The organism is Mesorhizobium sp. C432A, assembly GCF_030323145.1.
Lineage (GTDB): Bacteria > Pseudomonadota > Alphaproteobacteria > Rhizobiales > Rhizobiaceae > Mesorhizobium.
Map to the genome: position 1 here is coordinate 4,206,097 of NZ_CP100470.1, position 18,359 is coordinate 4,224,455.

Here is an 18,359-nt window from a genome sequence, read left to right on the forward strand (position 1 = left end):
GGTTACGGCGTATCCGCCATCACCTGCGCTGTGGCAGGATGCGGGCCACCCTTCGGCAGGACTGCCGAGACGATGCTGGTCGGGAGCGGCAGCGGCCGCTCGAAAATGCCGAGGAACGGCATCACGACCAGGAAGTGGAAGAAGTAATAGAACGTGCCAACGCGGCCGATGAGAACGAAAAGGCCTTCCGGCTTGTTGGCGCCGACCCAGCCCAAAACGATGACGTCGATGACCAGGAGCCAGAAGATCCATTTGTATATTGGCCGGAAGCGGGCACTGCGGACCTTCGATGTATCCAGCCAGGGTAGGATGAAGAGGACAGCCACGGCCGAGAACATAGCGATGACGCCGGCAAGCTTGTTCGGGATCGAGCGCAAGATTGCGTAGAACGGCAGGAAATACCATTGCGGCACGACCTCGGCGGGCGTTTGCAGTGGATTGGCCGGGATGAAGGCGTCGGTGGAATTCAGATAATTCGGCAGGTAGAAGACGAAGAAGGCGAATACCAGCAGGAACGCCGCCAAGCCGAGCAGGTCTTTGACCGTGTAATAGGGGTGGAAGGGGATGCTATCTCCCGGCCCGTTGCGGTCGATGCCGAGCGGATTGTTGGAACCGTGCCGATGCAATGCGACGAGATGCAGCATTACGACGCCGACGATGACGAACGGCAGGAGGTAGTGCAGGGCATAGAAGCGCTGCAGCGTCGGATTGTCGACGGAGAAGCCGCCCCAAAGCCACGTGACGATGCTCTCTCCGACTACCGGAATTGCGGAGAACAGGTTGGTGATCACCGTTGCGCCCCAAAACCCCATCTGGCTCCATGGCAGGACATAGCCAAAGAAGGCGGTCGCCATCATCAGCAGCAGGATGACTACCCCCAGCATCCACAACAGCTCGCGCGGTGCCTTGTACGAGCCGTAATAGAGGCCGCGAAAGATATGGATGTACGTTGCGATGAAGAAGAACGATGCGCCGTTCAGGTGGATGTAGCGGATCATCCATCCGTAGTTTACGTCGCGCATGATGTGCTCGACGGAGCCGAAGGCGAGCTTCGAATCCGCTGTGTAGTGCATTGCGAGCACCACGCCGGTGAAGATCATGACGACCAGCATGAACCCGGCGAGCGAACCGAAATTCCACAAATAGTTCAGATTTCTTGGCGTCGGATAGTCGTTCAATTCATGATTGACGAAGGTGAAAACCGGCAGTCGGTGGTCAATCCACTGAACCACGCGGCTGCTTGGCTGACGTCCTGTGACGCCCTCATTCGATTGGTCCACCATTTCGCATGCTCCGCTCAGGCGGCCGCCGGCTTCGTCGCGGGAGGCCAGCTGTGCGTCTCTGCTTTGCGGCCCGAAGCCCAGGCGTAGAGCGCGTCGTAAATGACGAAGCCGTGCTTGAGCACCTCGTGGTCGTCGGGCGTCACGTCCCGCAGTCCCATGGAGATCGCCAGCAGCCCTGCCGACTGCGGCGTGAGATCGTGCCGATCCGTGTCGGCGCCGCGCACGATCGCGGCAATGGTCACGATGGCCGGGTCGCCCTCGAGACCGTGTTTGGAAACGAAGGTATCGAAGCTGCAGCCGTCGCCGATATGGGTGAATTCGACACCAGGCACGTCGTAGGGCGTCGCGCCTGTATCTTGGGCAACACGCATCACCTGATCGGTCGGCACAAAGAGAAACTCAGGTTGCTTGTCGATGAAGCGCGCAATCAGCCAGGGGCAGGCAATGCGGTCGATGACCGGACGTTCACGGGTAACCCATTTCATGACGCAATCCTTTCTTCGCTCATCACCAGCGGGACGGTTGGCGCGCCGATCGCATGCCAGGCGGCGATGCCGCCGGAAAGCGCACTTGCATCGATGCCGCGGCGACGCAGTTCGGCGACGGCGTCACCGCTGACCTGGAAGCCGTAGACGCAATAAACGATGACCGGTCTGTCCCTCGGCAGTTCATCCGCCCAATCGGCGATCTTCTCGGGCGCGCGGACCTTGGCCCCCGGCAACATATCGCTGCGTTTTGCCAGATCCTCAGCGAGGCAGACGTCGAGCACGACGAGATCGTCTCCGTGATCGAGACGCGCCCGCAACTCCTCTGGCGCGACCGTTTGAATGCCGTCATCAGAAACTGGGGGCGCCCAACGGTCCCGTAGAGCGACTGCTCGCTGGTGGCGAGTAGCAACCCGCTCCCAATGGATGTTCTTCATGAAGGCGTCGACATAGGCGCCGGCCTTGGCGCCGAAATCGAGGTGGTAGGCATGTTCGTACATGTCGAGCGCGAGGATCGGGACGCCGCCGGCGAGACAGTTGGTATGGTCCGCTGCCCATTGGATCGTCAGCCGATCGCGGCGCTCCGACCAGGTCAGCAAGGTCCATCCCGAACCGCCGGCTTGCGCCTTCGCACAAGCCATGAACTTGGTGCGCCATGCTGCCACGCTGCCGAAGTCGCGCTCAAGAGCAGCAGCGAGATCGCCTCCGGCATCGCCTGAGCCTCCGAGCCCATCGAAATAGATTTCGTGCAGGATCGCTGAATTGGCGGCGACCAATTCTTCGCGCTTCAGCCCGTTGATGTCGAAGACGGGTGCTGCGCTCCAATCGAGTTCGTCGAGCCGCCGTTCGATGGCGTTGAGACGACGAACGGCACCGCCGTAATTGTTTTCGTAGTGGCTTGCCAACAGCCGCTCGGATAGGCCGACGAGGCGAGGCGGCTTGAACGGCAGCGGCATGATCTGGTGTGGCATCGGTTTCCCCACTCTGCGGCACGGCCCATCCGTGAGGAGGCGAACGCTATGCCTGAATGTAAAATGATACAAGTGTTGCATTTGGCCTTGTTCGTGATACGGTTCACTTATGAGTGAGGGGCAATCGCAGGAGCAGCGCTGGCTGCTGCTGATCCATCAACTGCCAAGCAAGCCCGCCTACTTCCGGGTGAAGATCTGGCGACGGTTGCAAGGCATCGGCGCGGTCGCAGTCAAAAGCACCGTTTACGCCCTGCCGGCCAATGCCGAGATGCAGGAGGATTTCGAATGGCTTCTCAAGGAGATCGTCGCTGGCGGCGGCGAAGCGATGATGTGCGAGGCGCGCCTCGTCGATGGTTTGTCCGACACCCAGGTCCGGGCGCTCTTCGACGCCTCCCGTGACGCCGATTATGCAGAGATCGTCGAGGAAGCGCGCGCTCTGGCCGCAGCAATCAAGACCGACGCGACAGCGGAAAAATATGCGGAAGCGCGTCCGCAACTCGGCCGCTTGCGCAAGCGGCTCGCGGACGTCGTGACGATCGACTTCTTCGGCGCCAACGGCCGTCTCGCCAGCGAGGGACTGATCGCCGAGCTCGAGGCACAGCTTATAGAGGACAAGGCCATGACCAAGGAACCGAAGAAGGCGTCCGAGCCGAGCGAGCTCAAGGGCCGGATTTGGGTCACGCGCCGGGACGTGTACGTCGACCGGATCGCCTGCAGCTGGCTGATCCGTCGCTTTATCGATGCCGATGCGATCATTCGCTTCGTGGCGGGCAAGGGATACGTGCCGAACGAGGGGGAATTGCGCTTCGACATGTTCGAGGGCGAAATCACCCATGAAGGCGACCGCTGCAGCTTTGAGGTGCTGCTTACCCGGGCCGGAATGAACGATCCGGCACTGCAGGCCATCGCCGAAATCGTCCATGACATCGACCTCAAGGACGGGAAGTTCGGCCGCGAGGAGGCAACGGGCATTGCCAGCCTGATCGCCGGCATCGCCATGGCGAACGAGAGCGACGAGCAACGGATCGCGCAGGGCGCTCCTGTCTTCGACAACCTCTATCAGTATTTCCGCAAGAAACGCGGATGACCGTCAGGACCCAAGCAATGGCCGATCTAGCGCAGCCCATCGCGACCCAGCCGCAGTCGGCCGAAACCCACGACCATGGCATTTCGTTTGCCGCCGCCATGCGGGTGTGGGCTCGCGTGGCAATGCTCAGTTTCGGCGGCCCGGCCGGCCAGATCGCCATGATGCACAGGATCATCGTGGAAGAAAAACGCTGGATCGGCGAGACCAGATTCCTGCATGCGCTCAACTACTGCACCCTGCTGCCCGGTCCGGAGGCGCAGCAATTGGCCATCTATATCGGCTGGCTTATGCACAAGACCAAAGGTGGTCTCGTCGCCGGAATCTTGTTCGTGCTTCCAGGCGCGATCGCCATCATGGCGCTCAGCTGGATTTACGCAATCATCGGCAACGTCGGCGCCGTCCCGGCGCTCTTCTTCGGCCTGAAGGCTGCAGTTCTGGCCATCGTTCTCGAAGCGGTCCTGCGGATCGGCAGGCGGGCGCTCAGGAACAACGTGATGGTAGGCCTCGCTGCAGCAGCCTTCATTGCCTTGTTCTTCTTCCAGGCGCCGTTTCCGCTGGTCATCCTGGTCGCGGCTGTGATCGGTTACGCCGGCGGCAAGATGGGTTGGGCTGCATTCCAGACAGGCAACGGACACGGCAAGCTTGGCGGCACCCAGGTTAATGATGCCGACTCGGCACTTGGCGAAGGGGTGCCGGCTCATGCACGGCCATCCGCCCGGTGGTGGTTCGAGGTCGCCGGGGTGGGATTGCTGCTGTGGTTGGTCCCGGTCCTCGGGCTGCTTGTATTCCTTGGGCAAGGCAACGTCTTCACCGACATCGCGATCTTCTTTTCCAAGATGGCAGTGGTCACCTTTGGCGGTGCCTATGCGGTGCTTGCCTATGTCGCCCAGCAAGGCGTTGAACATTATGGCTGGCTCAAGCCGGGGGAGATGCTGGACGGCCTCGGCATGGCAGAAACGACACCCGGTCCGCTGATCATGGTCACCCAGTTTGTCGGTTTCATGGGAGCTTACCGGGCACCGGGCGTGCTTAATTCGTTGGTCGCCGGAACGCTCGGCGGCCTTCTGACGACGTGGGTGACCTTCGTCCCGTGTTTTCTCTGGATCTTTCTCGGCGCGCCGTACATAGAGTCGATGCGCAGCAACAAGGCCTTGTCAGCGGCGCTGTCGACCATCACGGCAGCGGTGGTTGGAGTGATCTTGAACCTGGCGGTGTGGTTCGCGCTTCACGTGCTGTTCCGCGAGCTGCGTGAGGTCAGCTGGCTGGGCATGACGCTGGACGTTCCCGTGTTCAACTCCATCAACCTGCCGTCTCTGGTGCTGACGCTCGGGGCGCTGCTGGCGGTATTCCGTTTCAAGATCGGTATGATCCCAGTGCTCGCCGCATGCTCGATCCTCGGCTTACTGTACGGGGTGGCCAGCGGATCGATTTAAGCTGTGCGGTCGGCGTAATCATTCACCGGGAGGCATTCTTGACAGCCCAAAGGCCGATGCATGCTTTGCGCGAACCGGCTGCAAGACGGCGGTTTGCACTCCTGCCTTCCGGTGCCGGGCCGGCAGCCACGTACCTGCTGACTTCGAGGGGGTTACGGGCGTTCGGTGATGGACTGGTCAGTCTCCTGCTTCCCGCCTATTTGGCCGCGCTCGGCTTCAACGCTTTCGAGATCGGGACACTCGCAACGGCGACGCTCGCGGGTTCGGCGGCGCTCACCTTGGCAGTCGGGTTTGTCGCGCACCATTTCTCCCGCCGCTCTCTGCTGATTGCAGCCGCCGTCCTGATGGTCGTCACGGGGATCGCCTTCGCGTTGGTTCACGATTTCTGGCCGCTGCTCCTTATCGCATTCGTCGGAACGCTGAACCCATCCTCGGGCGACGTCAGTGTGTTTCTGCCGCTGGAGCACGCGCAACTCGCTCACAGCGTCACTGATCGCGACCGCACCGCGCTCTTTGCACGCTACAGTCTCGTCGGTTCACTTGTTGGGGCCGTCGGGGCTCTGGCGGCTGGCGTCCCCGACCTACTCCGCCAGATTGTCGACCTGGACATCAAGCAAGCTCTCCAGATCGCCTTCCTGCTTTATGCCTTTCTGGGAGTAGGAGCGCTGCTCCTTTATCGGCAACTGCCGGACGAGCCGCTCGATGCTGGTGCGGTACCGGCAGAGCCATTGCGCAAGTCTCGAGCCATCGTCCTCACGCTCGCTGCGCTCTTCAGCCTTGATGCCTTTGCGGGAGGCTTCGTGGTCCAGTCATTGTTGGCTCTGTGGCTTTTCCAACAGTTCGGCCTATCACTCGCTGCCACGGGTGCGATCTTCTTCTTGACGGGCATCCTGTCGGCCGGGTCGTATCTGGTGGCAGTGCAAATCTCCAAACGGATCGGGCTCGTAAACACCATGGTGTTTACGCACCTGCCGTCCAGTCTTTGCCTTTTGCTCATTCCCTTCATGCCGAGCCTGGGGCCGGTCATTGTCCTTCTGCTGATCAGGAGCGCGTTGTCGCAGATGGATGTACCGACCCGCACCTCCTACGTCATGGCTGTGGTGACGCCGGGTGAGCGAGCCGCGGCGGCGAGTGTCACCGCTGTGCCTCGCAGCCTCGCGGCGGCCGCCAGTCCGATGCTTGCCGGCTCGCTACTCGCAATTTCCGGTTTCGGTTGGCCGCTGCTCATCGCGGGCGCCTTGAAAATTGTCTACGACATCCTTCTGCTTACAATGTTCCGTAAGGTTCGTCCGCCAGAGGAACGTCGGGATGGTTAGTAGCCGCCGCCGCAAGTGCCTTGCCTGACTTGGCAACGACAAGCGAAATGATGACCGTGCGCTGCCCGTGAGGATGTCGGCCTCAGTCGAGAATTAGGCCTGCCACGGCCACTTTGCGCATTCCTTCCGAACCTGCGCAGGGCTCAGACCCAAGTCTGCCAGCTGATGATCTTCAAGTTCGGCCAGTTGTGCCCGTTGGCGACGGATTTCGATCCAGCGCGCCACCGATGCCATCGAGCGCACTAAATTTTCCATGACGCGATAGGCACTTGCCTGTGGCGATGAACGCCTCGGCGTCTCAATCAACATTTCTCATCCTTCCGCAGTGCACTGGTTGACGTCTGCTGCGGAAATGCTCCAATCTGCCCACGGGCGCAAAGCATGGTTTCTCGTGCTTGACCCAATTTTTCTCATGACATGGTGTAAAATTGGCCCGCCGACTGCCATCACTCAACGCCCTCAAAGCCTTCGAGGCGGCGGCGCGCCACGAGAGCTTTACCAGGGCGGCGGACGAACTTTCCGTGACGCAGGGTGCGGTGAGCCATCAGGTGAAGGCGCTGGAGCTCGAATTGGGCATCAGGCTGTTCGATCGCGAACGTCAAAAGCTGAGCATCACGCGGGCCGGCCTGTCCTATCTGGAGGTGGTGCGCGATGCCTTCGACCGTATAGCTCTCGGCACGCAACGCATCCAGCATCTATCCCGGGCCGGAGCGTTGACGGTCAGCACGTCGCCCGACTTTCCCGCCAAGTGGTTGGTAAACCGCCTTGGCAGGTTTGCCGAGACGCATCCGGACATCGATCTCAGGATTTCCGCAACCATGCATCACGTCGACTTCGCTAGAGAGGACGTCGATCTTGCCGTGCGGCATGGCGATGGCAATTGGGCGGGGCATGATGTTGTCCGCCTGTGCTCCGAGCAACTGTTCGTGGTCTGCAGTCCCAAACTTCACCAGCGGATGCGCGAGCCGTCCGATGTGCTGAACTTTCCGTTGCTGCATCTTGATGACCGAAAGGACTGGTCGGAATGGCTCGAGGCCGCTGGCGTGGTCGAGGCCGAACTCTCCCACGGACCGGTCTTGAACCGCGCCAGCATGGTCATAGACGCCGCTGTCGACGGCCAGGGTGTCGCACTCGCCCGCACCACGCTTGCGGCTTGGGACCTCATCAACGGGCGCCTCGTAAGGCCGTTCGCCACGGCTCTGCGATTGTCCAAGACCTACTGGATCGTCTGCCCCAAGGCGACGTCGACGCTGCCCAAAATCACGACGTTCCGCGACTGGCTGTTGGCTGAGACCGCCGATGACGTGCATCGCCTCAAGACGCTCGGTCCATAGGCGTAAGATCGAATCGTGAAGGTCAAGCAGTCGGAAAAGGTACTCGAAGGGCTCAATTGTTCAACGGGCTTCTGCGACGGGCGAACTCCGGTTACCGGCCGCGAGAACTAATTCGGACGAACGGCGATAAACGCAGATAAGAGTCCGCTAGCGCGCCAGCGCGACCTTCAGCATGGTGAGCCGCGATGTCCGGGGTGGCTATTCATACTGAGTTCAACCGCAGTCGGCGAGACCGGATGCTGGCTCGCACCAGGCCCTATGGTGCGCCTCGGGAGATGATAAGATGACCGATCTTCAGAAGATCATTTGGATGATAGTGCTGGCGATCCTCGCCGGGATCGCGGTTATTTTACTAAATCACTGGATCAAAGGCGACCTGTCCGCAGCGCTGCCATTGACCTTGATCACCGAGAAGCCAGTTTGAGCTCGGCCGTCTGCGGAGAGGATTTGGTCATTCTGCCACTCATTGACCGGCAGTCAACGACGCTACCGTGATAGCTCCGCAATGATGCTCAAGGCCGAACGGCGGTTGCGCGATAGCGGCAAATACGCTTCAGAGACGACCGTAGCTTTTTCATACAGAGGAAATCATGCCGGCGGACGATGGTAGCCTACGCGACATTCTTGGAATTTTGTTGGTTCTCGTACTCGTAGGCGCAAACGGCTTCTTTGTCGCCGCCGAGTTTGCCCTGGTAGCGGTTAGACGCAGCCGCGTCGACGAGCTTGCGGCTGCCGGGCGCTTGAACGCCGGTCGGCTTCAAAAAGCCTTGGTCAATCTCGATGCCAATCTGGCCGCGACCCAACTCGGCATCACCATTTCATCGCTGGCGCTCGGCTGGGTCGGTGAACCCGCACTTGCCCATCTGATCGAGCCACTCCTCTTGGGAGTAATGGGGTCCCTGGCCACGGCAGCTTCGCACACGATCGCCGTCGTAATCGCTTTCATCATCATCACCGCTCTTCACATCGTCCTGGGCGAATTGGCGCCGAAAAGCCTGGCGCTTCAACGCAGCGAAGGCACGGCACTCTGGGTCGTACGCCCGCTCGGCCTGTTTCTGTTTCTGCTGAGACCAGCGATCCTCGCTCTGAACGGTCTCGGCAATCTAGTGCTGCGTCTCTGCGGTCTGCGCCCGGGCACAGGGGAGGAGTCCTTGCATTCGCCTGACGAGCTGAAGCTGCTCGTGGCGGCAAGCCAGGAGGCAGGATTGCTTCACCAAACTCAGCAGGAACTTGTCGAGCGTGTCTTCAACATCGGAGATCGGCGCATCGCGGATATCATGACACCGCGACGCGATATCGACTGGATCGACGCTGACGACAGCCCAGACGAGATTCTGCGCACCATCCGCGAATGTCGTCATGAGCAGCTTCTGGTCGGCCGTGGCGGGATTGCCGAACCGCTCGGCATGATCCTGAAGAAGGATCTCCTTGACCAGGCGCTCGATGGAAAAACGCTCGATCCGATGGCGGTTATCCGCGAACCCGTGATCGTCCACGAAGGAACGCAAATCTTCCGCGTGCTCGATCAGTTCAAGCGGGCGCCGGTGCGCCTGGCGATCGTCATCGACGAATATGGCGCTCTGGAGGGGATCGTCACCCAGACCGATCTGCTCGAAGCCATCGCAGGCGACCTTCCGGACCTGGATGGTGAAGACCCCGATGTCGTCGAGCGTGATGACGGTTCCCTGCTGATCGACGGGATGATGCTGGCGCACGATGCCTTCGCTCGCCTGGGCTTTCGATCAGGGGCGGCAGAGGGTGATTTTCATACGATCGCCGGGTTCGCCTTGTCCCAGCTAGGTCACCTTCCGGAAGCTGGTGAGCACTTTGACTATGAAGGCTGGCGCTTCGAGATCCTCGATATGGACGGGAGGCGGATCGACAAGCTGCTCGCACGCCGTGAACTGCCTACATCCAAGCCTGCAGCCATTTGAGACCGAACGCACCTGGCGCGAGTATGCCTGTCGCCCACAGCAAGGCCGAGGTGACGTTGGCGATCTGAAACGTCAAAGCAGGCATCTCACAGACGCCCGCAACCAATGGAACGGAGGCGCGCAACGGACCTGAGAAGCGCCCGATGAACACCCCCAGCCCACCCCAGCGTTCGAAGAAGGCGCGGCCACGGGGCATCAGGTCCGGATACCGCTTCAGCGGCCAGTAGTGCGATACCCTGTCGCCCAAGCGAGTGCCGATCCAGAAGGACAGCCAGTCGCCCAGCACAGCGCCGACGATGGCGGCCAGCCATAAGGGCCAGAACGCGATTCCGCTTTCGCCGATCAGGAAACCGACGCCAACAAGGATTACGGTTGCGGGAAGCAGCATCGAAATGAACGCCAGCGATTCCCCGAAGGCCAGCATGGCCACCAGCGGAATGCCCCATGCCTCATGCGCGCGGATAAAAGCGATCGTCGCTTGAGTGATCTCGTCGAGGCTCATTCGCTGATTCCCGCTTCACCCCTGCAAAAGGGGCGCATCCCGATGCTTAGCTAGAACCATCCCCGCCACTTGAACCACGCCAGTGGAACAATGGCGCTGAGGCCGATCATCGCCAGCCCATAGGGGTAGCCGAAGGCCCAGTCGTATTCGGGCATGGACTTGAAATTCATGCCGTAGATCCCCGCGATCAGCGTTGGGGGAATGCCGACGATCGAGACGATGGTGAGGATCTTGAAGATGTCGTTCTGGGCGATGCCGATCAGCCCGACCATGGCATCGAGCAGGAATTGCACCTTGTCGGAGAGATGGACCTCATAGTCGTCCAGCGAAGCCACATCTTGCTTCAGGCCGTTCATTCGCGACGCGATTTGCACGTCGCCCCAGTCAGCGGTCATCCCGCGCGCGAAATCGATGGCGCGCCCAAGGCCCAGTAACGCATCGCGCTTTTCCGAAAGATAGTCACCCAGCCGGCCGACATGGCGCAACTGGGCGCGAATGACCTTGTTTGAGCGGATCGCCTTGCGACCCTGGCTGTCCGGGACATGGAAGGCGGTGACAGACAGGGTGCGCAGGTCAGTCGCCGCCTGCTCAAGGCCGTCGGCGAGGCGGTCGATGAGTTCGTCACAGAGATCGACGAACACCTCCAGGCTCGATGTCGGGCGCCCGTCGGAATCGGTGAAGCGACTGGCGACCGCGTCAAAGGCCGGCAAAGCCGCGAAGCGAACGGTGACTAGGCGCTCGCGCGACAGCACGAACCCGACCGGCGCGACTTGCGGTACGCCACCTTCGACATGCGTGACCATCGGTACACTCATGGAAAGCACGCCGTCACGGGCTTTGAGCCGGCTCGAGCTTTCGATCTCGCTGAGATCTTCGCGGCTCGGTACGGCGACCGCGGCTAATTCCTCTACCTCAGCGAGTTCAGCCGGATTTGGGTCGCAAAGATCAAGCCAGATCGCCTTTGCCTTCGCTTTTGAAACGGTGCATTGCGGAAAGATGCTCAACATTGCGGGGCATGGCGCCTAAAGGGAAAAGTTCGGCGTCCTTACCATGCCATGGCGCCATGGGCGAGTAGGCCGGATTGTCGAAGCATCCCCCCTTGAACGCTACTAGCGTTGATTAAGCGCGCCAACCATTTGTCGGGATTCGTTGAGCGGGACCCGTTCAGTCGAGCGCCGATCCGCTTTTCATCGTGCCCTCGATAGCCCTACTGTAAACAGGTCACCCAGGTCCGGAGCCTTCCATGTGCAACGACTACGAACAGCATGTACTTTGGGCTGAATATTGCCGGATGATGGCGTCACTGGCGCTCAAAATCCCGAGCCATCAAACCGAACTTGATCTGCCCCAGGCGGGCGACGTCCGCATCAATGACCCGGCGCCAATAATGCGCGCCGTTGATGACGCTATCGAACTGGCATCGATGACGTTCGGATTTCCACCGACCGGACCAAAAGGCGGCCCTGTGTTCAACTTCCGCTCCGAAGGCCGGCAATTCGGGAATAGCAAACGCTGTCTCGTTCCTGCGTCGGCGTTCTTCGAATTCACAGGCACGAAATATCCGAAGGCGAAACATCGCTTCACACTCAACGGTTCTCCGTTCATGGCCATCGCGGGGCTTTGGCGCGAAGCTGCCGGCAACAAGCCACCCACGTTCACCATGCTGACGACCGATCCCGGACCGGACGTCGCGCCGTATCACAATCGACAGGTCGTGGTGCTTCAGCCCGAAAGTTGGGCGGCCTGGATCAACCTGACGAAGCCCGAGGCTGAGCTCTTGCGGCCGCTTCCGGCCGGATCGCTTTCGGTGGAGACAGTTCGTCCCGAAAGCCCGTGACTTAGCTGCGCAAGATCTCCGGTACTCTGAGCGGACCGAGATCGAGAACCGGCGCGTATTCGCCCGTGCGGCGCCAGACGCCCCGGACCTTTCCATTCTCCCGATCCCGCCTTGGATCGAACATCAGCCCCTCGAAGTGATCAAGGAACGCCTCTGCGGATGCGGCATCGCCGAAGCAATGAAGCCGATAGGTTTCATATTTGCCGTTCGGCCATATCGCCTGCACATGCCGCGTCTGGTGCTTAAGTCCTCGCTCCTGGCAGAACTTTGCAATCATGGTGAAGTTCCGGTCGGTGCAAAGGTCGTCCGGCAATGCAACCTGGTGTGGCCAGTCACGGTCGATCACCGATGGCGTTGGTGAGCCCCGACTGCGCTTGACCACTATTCGAAATGCATTGACTGGCCGCGCATCATTGCCAGCGTGAGCGCGATTGCAGGGTTTGCCGGCGGCCTTTCCATATGCAAGGAGCCGTCGAAATCACGCCATGCCGCCATGCGCAACTCATCATCGCCATCGCTGGCCGAGGGATCGAATACGTGGGCATCACAGGGATCTCGATCGATCTCGATTGTCCAGTCCTTGAGCGCCTTGCGAGCCATCTCTTCGACCTGGGAAAGGTCGCTGGTGAAGAAGGGGATACGGTCTCCATCCTCCGAAAGCGGCTCAACCCGATCGAGCGTTGGCCGCTCGGGACCCAGCCGAGAACGAAGGCAATATCGAAATCGATCTGGCGGTCCGGGCCGGTCGTGATCTCCAGCCGCTTGACGACGTCAGGATAGAGTTGCTTCCGTTCTGGCCAGGTGTCTGGAATCGCTTCGGCTTGCAACTTCGTGCGGGGAACGTCGATCAGTTCCATGACCTGATGGTGCGGAACTTTTTCCTCTGGCCAGCCCGCACAACATGCCGCCGCCGCAGCCTTGTCGGCTTCCAGCCAAACAGTGGCAGCCTGATCCTCGTCCTCGGTAGGCTTGTCGTCTTCTGGAAAGCCCTTGATGTCCCAGCCCTCCAACGCGAACAGTCCTTCCGCGCCCTGCAAGGCCGTAATGCCGGCGCGTGCAAACACCGCTTCGGCTGCCGCGATGCCGCGGCCCAGCTCTTGGGGTGTCGCCCCTTCAATGTTCAAGCGAAGTTCCATGGTTCGCCTCCTATGGCTATTTCCGCCAATAGTGAACAAAAAGAGAACACAGAGTCCAGCATGCCCTTGACGAGTGAGGAATATGTTCCTTATTTCAGCGTGATCTGAGCAGCAAAGGGACCATGGTTCGGCGTGAGACGCGCTGGCCGGCGAAGCTATGGCAAAAACCGCGGAAGACAATTTTCGGATCGAGGTTTGGGATCGCGACGAGCAGGCCCTATCCGAAACCATTTCGCGTTCCCCTGATTCTACGGTGAGTCAGGCGGCCTGGCAAGCTGCCATCCGGCGCCGGCCGGGCATGTTACTCATCCACTACAACAGTCGGCATGTGATGGAGAAAATCCTGACACCAGGCGAGGTCAAGATCCCGCCGCAGGCTATCATCGATGGCAGCGTCCACGCCGGCCTCGATGTGGCGCTCGGCGATCTTCGCGAGTGGCATGTGTTGCGGGCTTGGTGCAGATCCTGTTCGCACCATGCAACGGTGAAGCCTGCCGGCCTCATTGAGCGCTATGGGAAAGGCGCTCTGTTCAGTTCGGTCGAGCGAGCGCTATTCTGCACAAGTTGTGACAGGGGAGGGCCTGTCAGGTTGGAAATTCACAAGCTGCCACGCAATTGAGGGGTGAAGATGCAAGACCTCATCGATTTCGTCCAGGCCAACTCGGCGCTGGGTTGGACAATCCTATCGAATCATCGACCATCAGCGGCCAGACCGTCGAGATCCGGAAATGCGCACGATCTCGGCCGGTCGGCTTCGACGCAAAACATGCGGACCACCGCAGACGGGGACAGTCGGTCCCGCGTCCCGTCCTGCGGCCGGCGCTATGCTGACGCTCCTACGGCTGTCCTGTTCACCGCCCGCGGCGGGGGCGAATTTCCTCCGTCCTACGCGCGGCAATTGTCCGCTGTTGCGGACGCGCGCAGGACTGCGTTTTATACGCCGTCCTTCCTTTGGGCGCCGACGGTCGCCGGCGCGGGGACGGGTGGGCATGGAACCGAATCCGAGGCAGGGTATTGAATCGGACTATGTATCCGAGTTCCGCATGTCGGCTGTAGACGGCACCCTCAGTAAAAGGCGCACACGGCCCAGAGACTCAGAATCTGTCCCTACAAATCGGCTCCCGCGGTTTCGTCCCTTCCAGCTATGCACGCTGACAGACCACATACCGGTCGGCGGGGATTGGCTTTTCGAGATGAAGTTCGACGGCTATCGTGCCCAAGTCGCCATCTCCGGCTCGAACGTCGTTGTCTATACCCGCAATGGCCACGACTGGACCCGACAGTTCAAGGTCATCCTACCGCCGCTTCAGAGACTAACCAAAGGCGCGGTGCTGATCGATGGTGAGATCGTCGCCATCGACAGTCAGGGCCGCACGAACTTCTCCATGCTGAAAACCGGCATCGCCGCGGGTATGCCCCTCAAGTTCTACGCCTTCGATCTGCTTGAATTCGATGGCGAAGATCTGTCGACCCTGCCGCTCCTTGAGCGCAAGGCGCGACTTGAGTCCCTGCTGGGCGCGCGCCGCCCTGACGACAGCCTGCAATTCTCCAGCCACATCGTCGACCAGGGCAGAAGGGTGTTCGACGCCATGTGCGAGGGCGGCCACGAAGGCGTCATCGCCAAGCGCGCCGACAGCTCCTACGTCGGCGACCGCACCGGGAGTTGGCTCAAGATCAAGTGCACGAAGCGACAGGAATTCGTCGTCGGCGGCTACCGCCCAAGTGACACAGGACGTGGCATGGCATCGTTGATCCTCGGCACTTACGAGAATGGCAAGCTCATCTATCGCGGCCGAGTCGGCACGGGGTTCACCGCGGCGATGCGCAAGGACATCCTCGCGAAGCTCGAGAAACGCCGTGTTGAGAAACCGGCTTTCGTCTCCGTTCCGAGAGACATTGCCCGCCGTGCCCGGTGGGTGAAGCCCGAGCTAGTTGCCGAAGTCACCTATGCCGAAGTGACACCGGACGGCAGCTTGCGACATCCAAGCTTTGAGGGCATGCGCGAAGATAAGCGAGCCGACCAAGTGGTAATGGAAATGCCGAAGACGCCGGCAACTCGTGGCTCCGCCAATCTCGATCCCGGAATCGGCAAGGAGATCGCCGCTGCTGTCGGCGTCAAGCTGACGCATCCAGACAAGGTCATGTATCCCGGGACCAAGGTGACCAAGGCCACGCTCGCCGCCTACTACGCCGTGGTCGCCGAGAAGATGCTGCCGCACATCCAGGATCGACCGCTGTCGCTGGTGCGCGATACCGATGGCGACCTGCAGCAGACCTTCTTTCAGAAGCACAGACTGCCCGGCATGCCCAAGGCCATCCATGACGGCCAGTTGGAGAAGATGTCCGGGAAGGAAAGCCGCATCTTGTGGGTCGATGACCTGGCTGGGCTGATCGCAGGCGTCCAGATGAACGTGCTCGAATTCCACATCTGGGGAAGCCTGCGCCAGCAGCCGGATCTGCCGCATCGCATGATCTTCGACATCGACCCCGACGAAGGCTTGGGCTTCACTGCCGTCAAGCAGGCAGCCCTCGACATTCGAGGCATTCTGGAAGCGCTTGGACTGCAGTCGTGGCCGTTGCTGTCCGGCGGCAAGGGCGTTCATGTGGTCGTGCCGCTCGTCCCCGAGGCAGACTGGGACGAGGTCAAGAGCTTCTGCCAAGACTTCGCCGAACTACTGGCCCGTACAGATCCGTCGCGCTTCCTCGCCAACATGAGCAGGGCGAAGCGCAAGGGCCGAATATTTCTCGATTACCTGCGCAATGGCCAGGGCTCCACTGCAATCTGTCCCTGGTCCACTCGGGCACGCGCGGGGGCGGCGTGCGCGGTGCCCGTCAGTTGGAAGGAGTTGCCCTCCTGCGAAAGCGCCAACGGTTTCGATGTTTTCGCCGCCGCCGCGCGGGCTCAGTTGCCCGAAGCCTGGGAGGGCTATTTCGACGTCGAACAAACGCTTACCGATCGCATCCGCCACGCAGTCCGGTAGCAATAACCAAACCAGATGGTTAGCGACATTTGATTTGGCGCGGACCGCCTTTGCCCAAATTCGAGAGCGTCCCCCTTCTACGGGAGGTCCCCGCAACGCCGTCTAGAGTGAGAGTACGGACCGGTTTGCCGTGACGGGTTGAGGGCTGGAGGAGAGGCCTCCGGCGCCCGTCGCGGAGAACCGCGATGTCCAGACATTACGCTCGCGCCGGCGCCGACCGGACAAGCCTCTATGACGATATCACCAACAAGATCATCGCGGAGCTGGAAGCCGGCCGCTTCCCCTGGGTGCAGCCCTGGGGAACGACGGCGGGGCAAGCGCCCCTCGCCATGCCGGCCAATGCCACGACTGGCCGCGCCTATTCCGGGATCAACGTGCTGATCCTGTGGGGTGCGGTCGTAGAGCATGGCTTTCCGGTCCAAAGCTGGCTGACTTTCCGCCAGGCGCTATCGCTGGGCGGCAATGTCCGCAAGGGCGAACACGGGACCACCGTCGTCTATGCTGACCGCTTCATTCCTGACGACGAGAAGCATCGCGCGCGGGAAACCGGCGAGGCAGCACAGGCCATACCGTTCCTTAAGCGCTTCACCGTGTTCAACGTCGCGCAATGCGAAAATCTGCCAGACGATCTGGCCGCGGCTCCGCCTGCACCGGAACCCGGACTGATCGAGCCTACAGTCGAGGCGCTGATCAAGGCGACAGGTATCGATTTCCGCATCGGTGGCAGCAGTGCCTATTATGTGTCGGCGCAGGACTACGTGCGGGTGCCGCCCCCGCAGGCCTATTTCGAGACCATCGACTGGCACCGCACCGCCCTGCACGAGCTTGGCCATGCGACCGGCCATCCCTCCCGCGTCGGCCGTGACCTCGGCGGCGCCTTCGGCACCAAGAGATATGCTTTCGAGGAACTGGTCGCAGAGATGAACGCAGCCTTCTGCTGCGCCTCGCTTGGCATCGTGCCAACCGTGCGCCACGCCGACTACCTGGCCTCCTGGCTCAAGGTCCTGCGCGAAGACAACCGCGCCATCGTGCGCGCCGCCTCCCAGGCCAGCAAGGCGGCCGACTGGCTGCTCGCCTTCCTGCCGCAACCTGACGGTGCAGCCAGGGCAGGCCCGGCCGACGTCGATGAGGCCGAGATCGAGAGGAGGGCGGCATGATCCTCCTCACCGACGAACTGCGCAAACGCCTGCTGGCCAATGGCCGCAACGCCGATCACGTACCGGTCGTGAAGCTCTTCAATCCGCTCGACGAAGGAACCTGGCTCGCAACCGAGCTGAGTGCCGATGGTGACACCATGTTCGGTCTCGCCGGTCTCGGATATCCCGAGCAGGGCAGTTTCTCGCTCTTCGAGATGACGTCGGTCCGGCTGCCTATCCGCATGGGCATCGAGCGCGATATCCTCTTTACCACCGACCTACCGATTTCGGTCTGGGCAGAGGCCGCCCGCCGGGCCGGAAAGCCTTCGCGACGCGGAACGCATCCTCTACCACGCCGCCCAGTCTGGCCGAGACGGCGCGTGAGATCTCAGCTTGAAATCCCCAATGCCGCAGGTGCGCAAAGTCGTGTCTGCGGCCCTGTCGCCCTCCGGATTTTCGGTGTGCGGCGCAGTCCTCAGAGTGAGAGGGCTGCGCCCGTTTCTTTTGACGGGTTTGGAGGTCGAGAGAGTCTCGGCCGCCCGTCGCGGAGACAGTCCACATGGCTACGCCCAAGCAGAAGATCACCCTCAACGCTTCACGTGACATCCCCTTCAACAAGCTGGTGCTGAGCCAGGCCAATGTCCGGCGCATCAAGCGCGGGGAAACGATAGAGGACCTCGCCGCCTCGATCGCACGACGCGGCCTCTTGCAGAGTCTCAACGTCCGGCCAGTGCTGGATGGCGAGGGCAATGAGACCGGCATGTTTGAGGTGCCGGCTGGTGGGCGCCGCTATCGCGCGCTGGAACTGCTGGTCATGCAGAAGCGCATGATCAAGACCGAGCCAGTTCCCTGCGTCGTCAGCGACGCCCACAGCGCGGTCCCGATCGAGGAGGATTCGCTGGCCGAGAATTTTCAGCGCGAAGA

The 18,359-nt window shown here is 61.1% G+C and carries 18 protein-coding genes and 2 pseudogenes; 12 read left to right on the forward strand and 8 right to left on the reverse strand.

Features of this window, described 5'->3' with window-relative positions; translation table 11 throughout:
* Positions 1–2: 2 nt before the first annotated feature.
* From NLY33_RS20425 to NLY33_RS29540, 3 genes are read right to left on the reverse strand one after another with little or no spacing between them, the layout of a single operon-like run.
* Entirely contained in the window at positions 3–1,283 is a 1,281-nt protein-coding gene (locus NLY33_RS20425; RefSeq protein WP_031196307.1) for a cytochrome b, read from the reverse strand.
* A gap of 14 nt (positions 1,284–1,297) precedes the next feature.
* A complete protein-coding gene (locus NLY33_RS20430) occupies positions 1,298–1,768 on the reverse strand; it encodes a chromate resistance protein ChrB domain-containing protein (protein WP_023708319.1) in 471 nt (156 codons plus the stop codon).
* Positions 1,765–2,739, reverse strand: a complete 975-nt coding sequence (locus tag NLY33_RS29540; protein WP_023708320.1) for a Fe-Mn family superoxide dismutase — start codon at positions 2,737–2,739, stop codon at positions 1,765–1,767. The genes NLY33_RS20430 and NLY33_RS29540 overlap by 4 nt, the downstream gene beginning before the upstream one ends.
* A 109-nt stretch (positions 2,740–2,848) precedes the next feature.
* Between NLY33_RS29540 and NLY33_RS20440 the strand changes: the two genes are divergently transcribed.
* The 3 genes from NLY33_RS20440 to NLY33_RS20450 are packed head-to-tail and all read left to right on the forward strand — an operon-like array spanning position 2,849 to position 6,575.
* Positions 2,849–3,826, forward strand: coding sequence for a chromate resistance protein ChrB domain-containing protein (locus NLY33_RS20440; RefSeq protein ID WP_023708321.1), 978 nt, complete (start codon positions 2,849–2,851; stop codon positions 3,824–3,826).
* 17 nt (positions 3,827–3,843) lie between these two features.
* On the forward strand, positions 3,844–5,259 hold the full coding sequence (chrA, locus tag NLY33_RS20445; protein WP_023708322.1) for a chromate efflux transporter: 1,416 nt from the start codon (positions 3,844–3,846) through the stop codon (positions 5,257–5,259).
* Between the two features lie 38 nt (positions 5,260–5,297).
* Positions 5,298–6,575, forward strand: a complete 1,278-nt coding sequence (locus tag NLY33_RS20450; protein ID WP_245261116.1) for an MFS transporter — start codon at positions 5,298–5,300, stop codon at positions 6,573–6,575.
* A gap of 93 nt (positions 6,576–6,668) precedes the next feature.
* Here the strand turns inward: NLY33_RS20450 and NLY33_RS20455 are convergent, their stop codons facing one another.
* A complete protein-coding gene (locus NLY33_RS20455) occupies positions 6,669–6,884 on the reverse strand; it encodes a DUF1127 domain-containing protein (protein WP_023709219.1) in 216 nt (71 codons plus the stop codon).
* Positions 6,885–7,003: 119 nt separating this feature from the next.
* Here NLY33_RS20455 and NLY33_RS20460 point away from each other — a divergent pair, with 119 nt between their 5' ends.
* The 3 genes from NLY33_RS20460 (at position 7,004) to NLY33_RS20470 (ending at position 9,843) form a co-directional block, all read left to right on the forward strand.
* Entirely contained in the window at positions 7,004–7,909 is a 906-nt protein-coding gene (locus NLY33_RS20460; protein WP_023708324.1) for a transcriptional regulator GcvA, read from the forward strand.
* 283 nt (positions 7,910–8,192) lie between these two features.
* A complete protein-coding gene (locus tag NLY33_RS20465) occupies positions 8,193–8,333 on the forward strand; it encodes a hypothetical protein (protein WP_023708325.1) in 141 nt (46 codons plus the stop codon).
* A 166-nt stretch (positions 8,334–8,499) separates the two neighbouring features.
* The gene (locus tag NLY33_RS20470) at positions 8,500–9,843 is read left to right on the forward strand and encodes a hemolysin family protein (RefSeq protein ID WP_023708326.1); all 1,344 of its coding nucleotides are present in this window, start codon (positions 8,500–8,502) and stop codon (positions 9,841–9,843) included.
* Here NLY33_RS20470 and NLY33_RS20475 read toward each other — a convergent pair.
* The gene (locus tag NLY33_RS20475) at positions 9,818–10,345 is read right to left on the reverse strand and encodes a DedA family protein (protein WP_023708327.1); all 528 of its coding nucleotides are present in this window, start codon (positions 10,343–10,345) and stop codon (positions 9,818–9,820) included. The genes NLY33_RS20470 and NLY33_RS20475 overlap by 26 nt on opposite strands.
* 50 nt (positions 10,346–10,395) lie before the next feature.
* On the reverse strand, positions 10,396–11,352 hold the full coding sequence (locus NLY33_RS20480; protein WP_023708328.1) for a magnesium transporter CorA family protein: 957 nt from the start codon (positions 11,350–11,352) through the stop codon (positions 10,396–10,398).
* 236 nt (positions 11,353–11,588) lie between these two features.
* Between NLY33_RS20480 and NLY33_RS20485 the strand changes: the two genes are divergently transcribed.
* The gene (locus NLY33_RS20485) at positions 11,589–12,182 is read left to right on the forward strand and encodes an SOS response-associated peptidase (RefSeq protein ID WP_023708329.1); all 594 of its coding nucleotides are present in this window, start codon (positions 11,589–11,591) and stop codon (positions 12,180–12,182) included.
* A gap of 1 nt (position 12,183) precedes the next feature.
* On the opposite strand, the gene NLY33_RS20490 is transcribed toward NLY33_RS20485, so the two are convergent.
* Together NLY33_RS20490 and NLY33_RS20495 are read right to left on the reverse strand one after the other, a co-directional pair.
* Complete coding sequence (locus tag NLY33_RS20490; RefSeq protein WP_156932588.1) at positions 12,184–12,528, reverse strand: hypothetical protein; 345 nt, start codon at positions 12,526–12,528, stop codon at positions 12,184–12,186.
* Between the two features lie 64 nt (positions 12,529–12,592).
* The gene (locus NLY33_RS20495) at positions 12,593–13,318 is read right to left on the reverse strand and encodes a hypothetical protein (protein ID WP_245261118.1); all 726 of its coding nucleotides are present in this window, start codon (positions 13,316–13,318) and stop codon (positions 12,593–12,595) included.
* Between the two features lie 157 nt (positions 13,319–13,475).
* Between NLY33_RS20495 and NLY33_RS20500 the strand changes: the two genes are divergently transcribed.
* The 5 genes and pseudogenes from NLY33_RS20500 to NLY33_RS20520 form a co-directional block, all read left to right on the forward strand.
* Complete coding sequence (locus tag NLY33_RS20500) at positions 13,476–13,937, forward strand: hypothetical protein (protein ID WP_023708333.1); 462 nt, start codon at positions 13,476–13,478, stop codon at positions 13,935–13,937.
* A gap of 424 nt (positions 13,938–14,361) precedes the next feature.
* Entirely contained in the window at positions 14,362–16,299 is a 1,938-nt protein-coding gene (gene ligD, locus NLY33_RS20505) for a DNA ligase D (protein ID WP_084565821.1), read from the forward strand.
* Positions 16,300–16,484: 185 nt separating this feature from the next.
* Positions 16,485–17,456, forward strand: coding sequence for an ArdC family protein (locus NLY33_RS20510; protein WP_023709649.1), 972 nt, complete (start codon positions 16,485–16,487; stop codon positions 17,454–17,456).
* Positions 17,453–17,819, forward strand: a pseudogene (locus tag NLY33_RS20515) (DUF2958 domain-containing protein). The gene NLY33_RS20510 and the pseudogene NLY33_RS20515 overlap by 4 nt, the downstream one beginning before the upstream one ends.
* Before the next feature lie 175 nt (positions 17,820–17,994).
* A pseudogene (locus tag NLY33_RS20520) lies at positions 17,995–18,354 on the forward strand (ParB/Srx family N-terminal domain-containing protein); the annotation flags it as partial.
* Positions 18,355–18,359: the final 5 nt, after the last annotated feature.

What these genes read in the sequence shown, in the direction of transcription:
- NLY33_RS29540 (WP_023708320.1), bottom strand. Translation starts at nt 2,739, where the DNA reads ATGCCACACCAGATCATGCCGCTGCCGTTCAAGCCGCCTCGCCTCGTC.
- NLY33_RS20470 (WP_023708326.1), top strand. Translation starts at nt 8,500, where the DNA reads ATGCCGGCGGACGATGGTAGCCTACGCGACATTCTTGGAATTTTGTTG.
- NLY33_RS20495 (WP_245261118.1), bottom strand. Translation starts at nt 13,318, where the DNA reads ATGGAACTTCGCTTGAACATTGAAGGGGCGACACCCCAAGAGCTGGGC.
- NLY33_RS20500 (WP_023708333.1), top strand. Translation starts at nt 13,476, where the DNA reads ATGGCAAAAACCGCGGAAGACAATTTTCGGATCGAGGTTTGGGATCGC.
- NLY33_RS20480 (WP_023708328.1), bottom strand. Translation starts at nt 11,352, where the DNA reads ATGTTGAGCATCTTTCCGCAATGCACCGTTTCAAAAGCGAAGGCAAAG.
- NLY33_RS20430 (WP_023708319.1), bottom strand. Translation starts at nt 1,768, where the DNA reads ATGAAATGGGTTACCCGTGAACGTCCGGTCATCGACCGCATTGCCTGC.
- chrA (WP_023708322.1), top strand. Translation starts at nt 3,844, where the DNA reads ATGGCCGATCTAGCGCAGCCCATCGCGACCCAGCCGCAGTCGGCCGAA.
- NLY33_RS20485 (WP_023708329.1), top strand. Translation starts at nt 11,589, where the DNA reads ATGTGCAACGACTACGAACAGCATGTACTTTGGGCTGAATATTGCCGG.
- ligD (WP_084565821.1), top strand. Translation starts at nt 14,362, where the DNA reads ATGTCGGCTGTAGACGGCACCCTCAGTAAAAGGCGCACACGGCCCAGA.
- NLY33_RS20475 (WP_023708327.1), bottom strand. Translation starts at nt 10,345, where the DNA reads ATGAGCCTCGACGAGATCACTCAAGCGACGATCGCTTTTATCCGCGCG.
- NLY33_RS20465 (WP_023708325.1), top strand. Translation starts at nt 8,193, where the DNA reads ATGACCGATCTTCAGAAGATCATTTGGATGATAGTGCTGGCGATCCTC.
- NLY33_RS20440 (WP_023708321.1), top strand. Translation starts at nt 2,849, where the DNA reads ATGAGTGAGGGGCAATCGCAGGAGCAGCGCTGGCTGCTGCTGATCCAT.
- NLY33_RS20510 (WP_023709649.1), top strand. Translation starts at nt 16,485, where the DNA reads ATGTCCAGACATTACGCTCGCGCCGGCGCCGACCGGACAAGCCTCTAT.
- NLY33_RS20455 (WP_023709219.1), bottom strand. Translation starts at nt 6,884, where the DNA reads ATGTTGATTGAGACGCCGAGGCGTTCATCGCCACAGGCAAGTGCCTAT.
- NLY33_RS20425 (WP_031196307.1), bottom strand. Translation starts at nt 1,283, where the DNA reads ATGGTGGACCAATCGAATGAGGGCGTCACAGGACGTCAGCCAAGCAGC.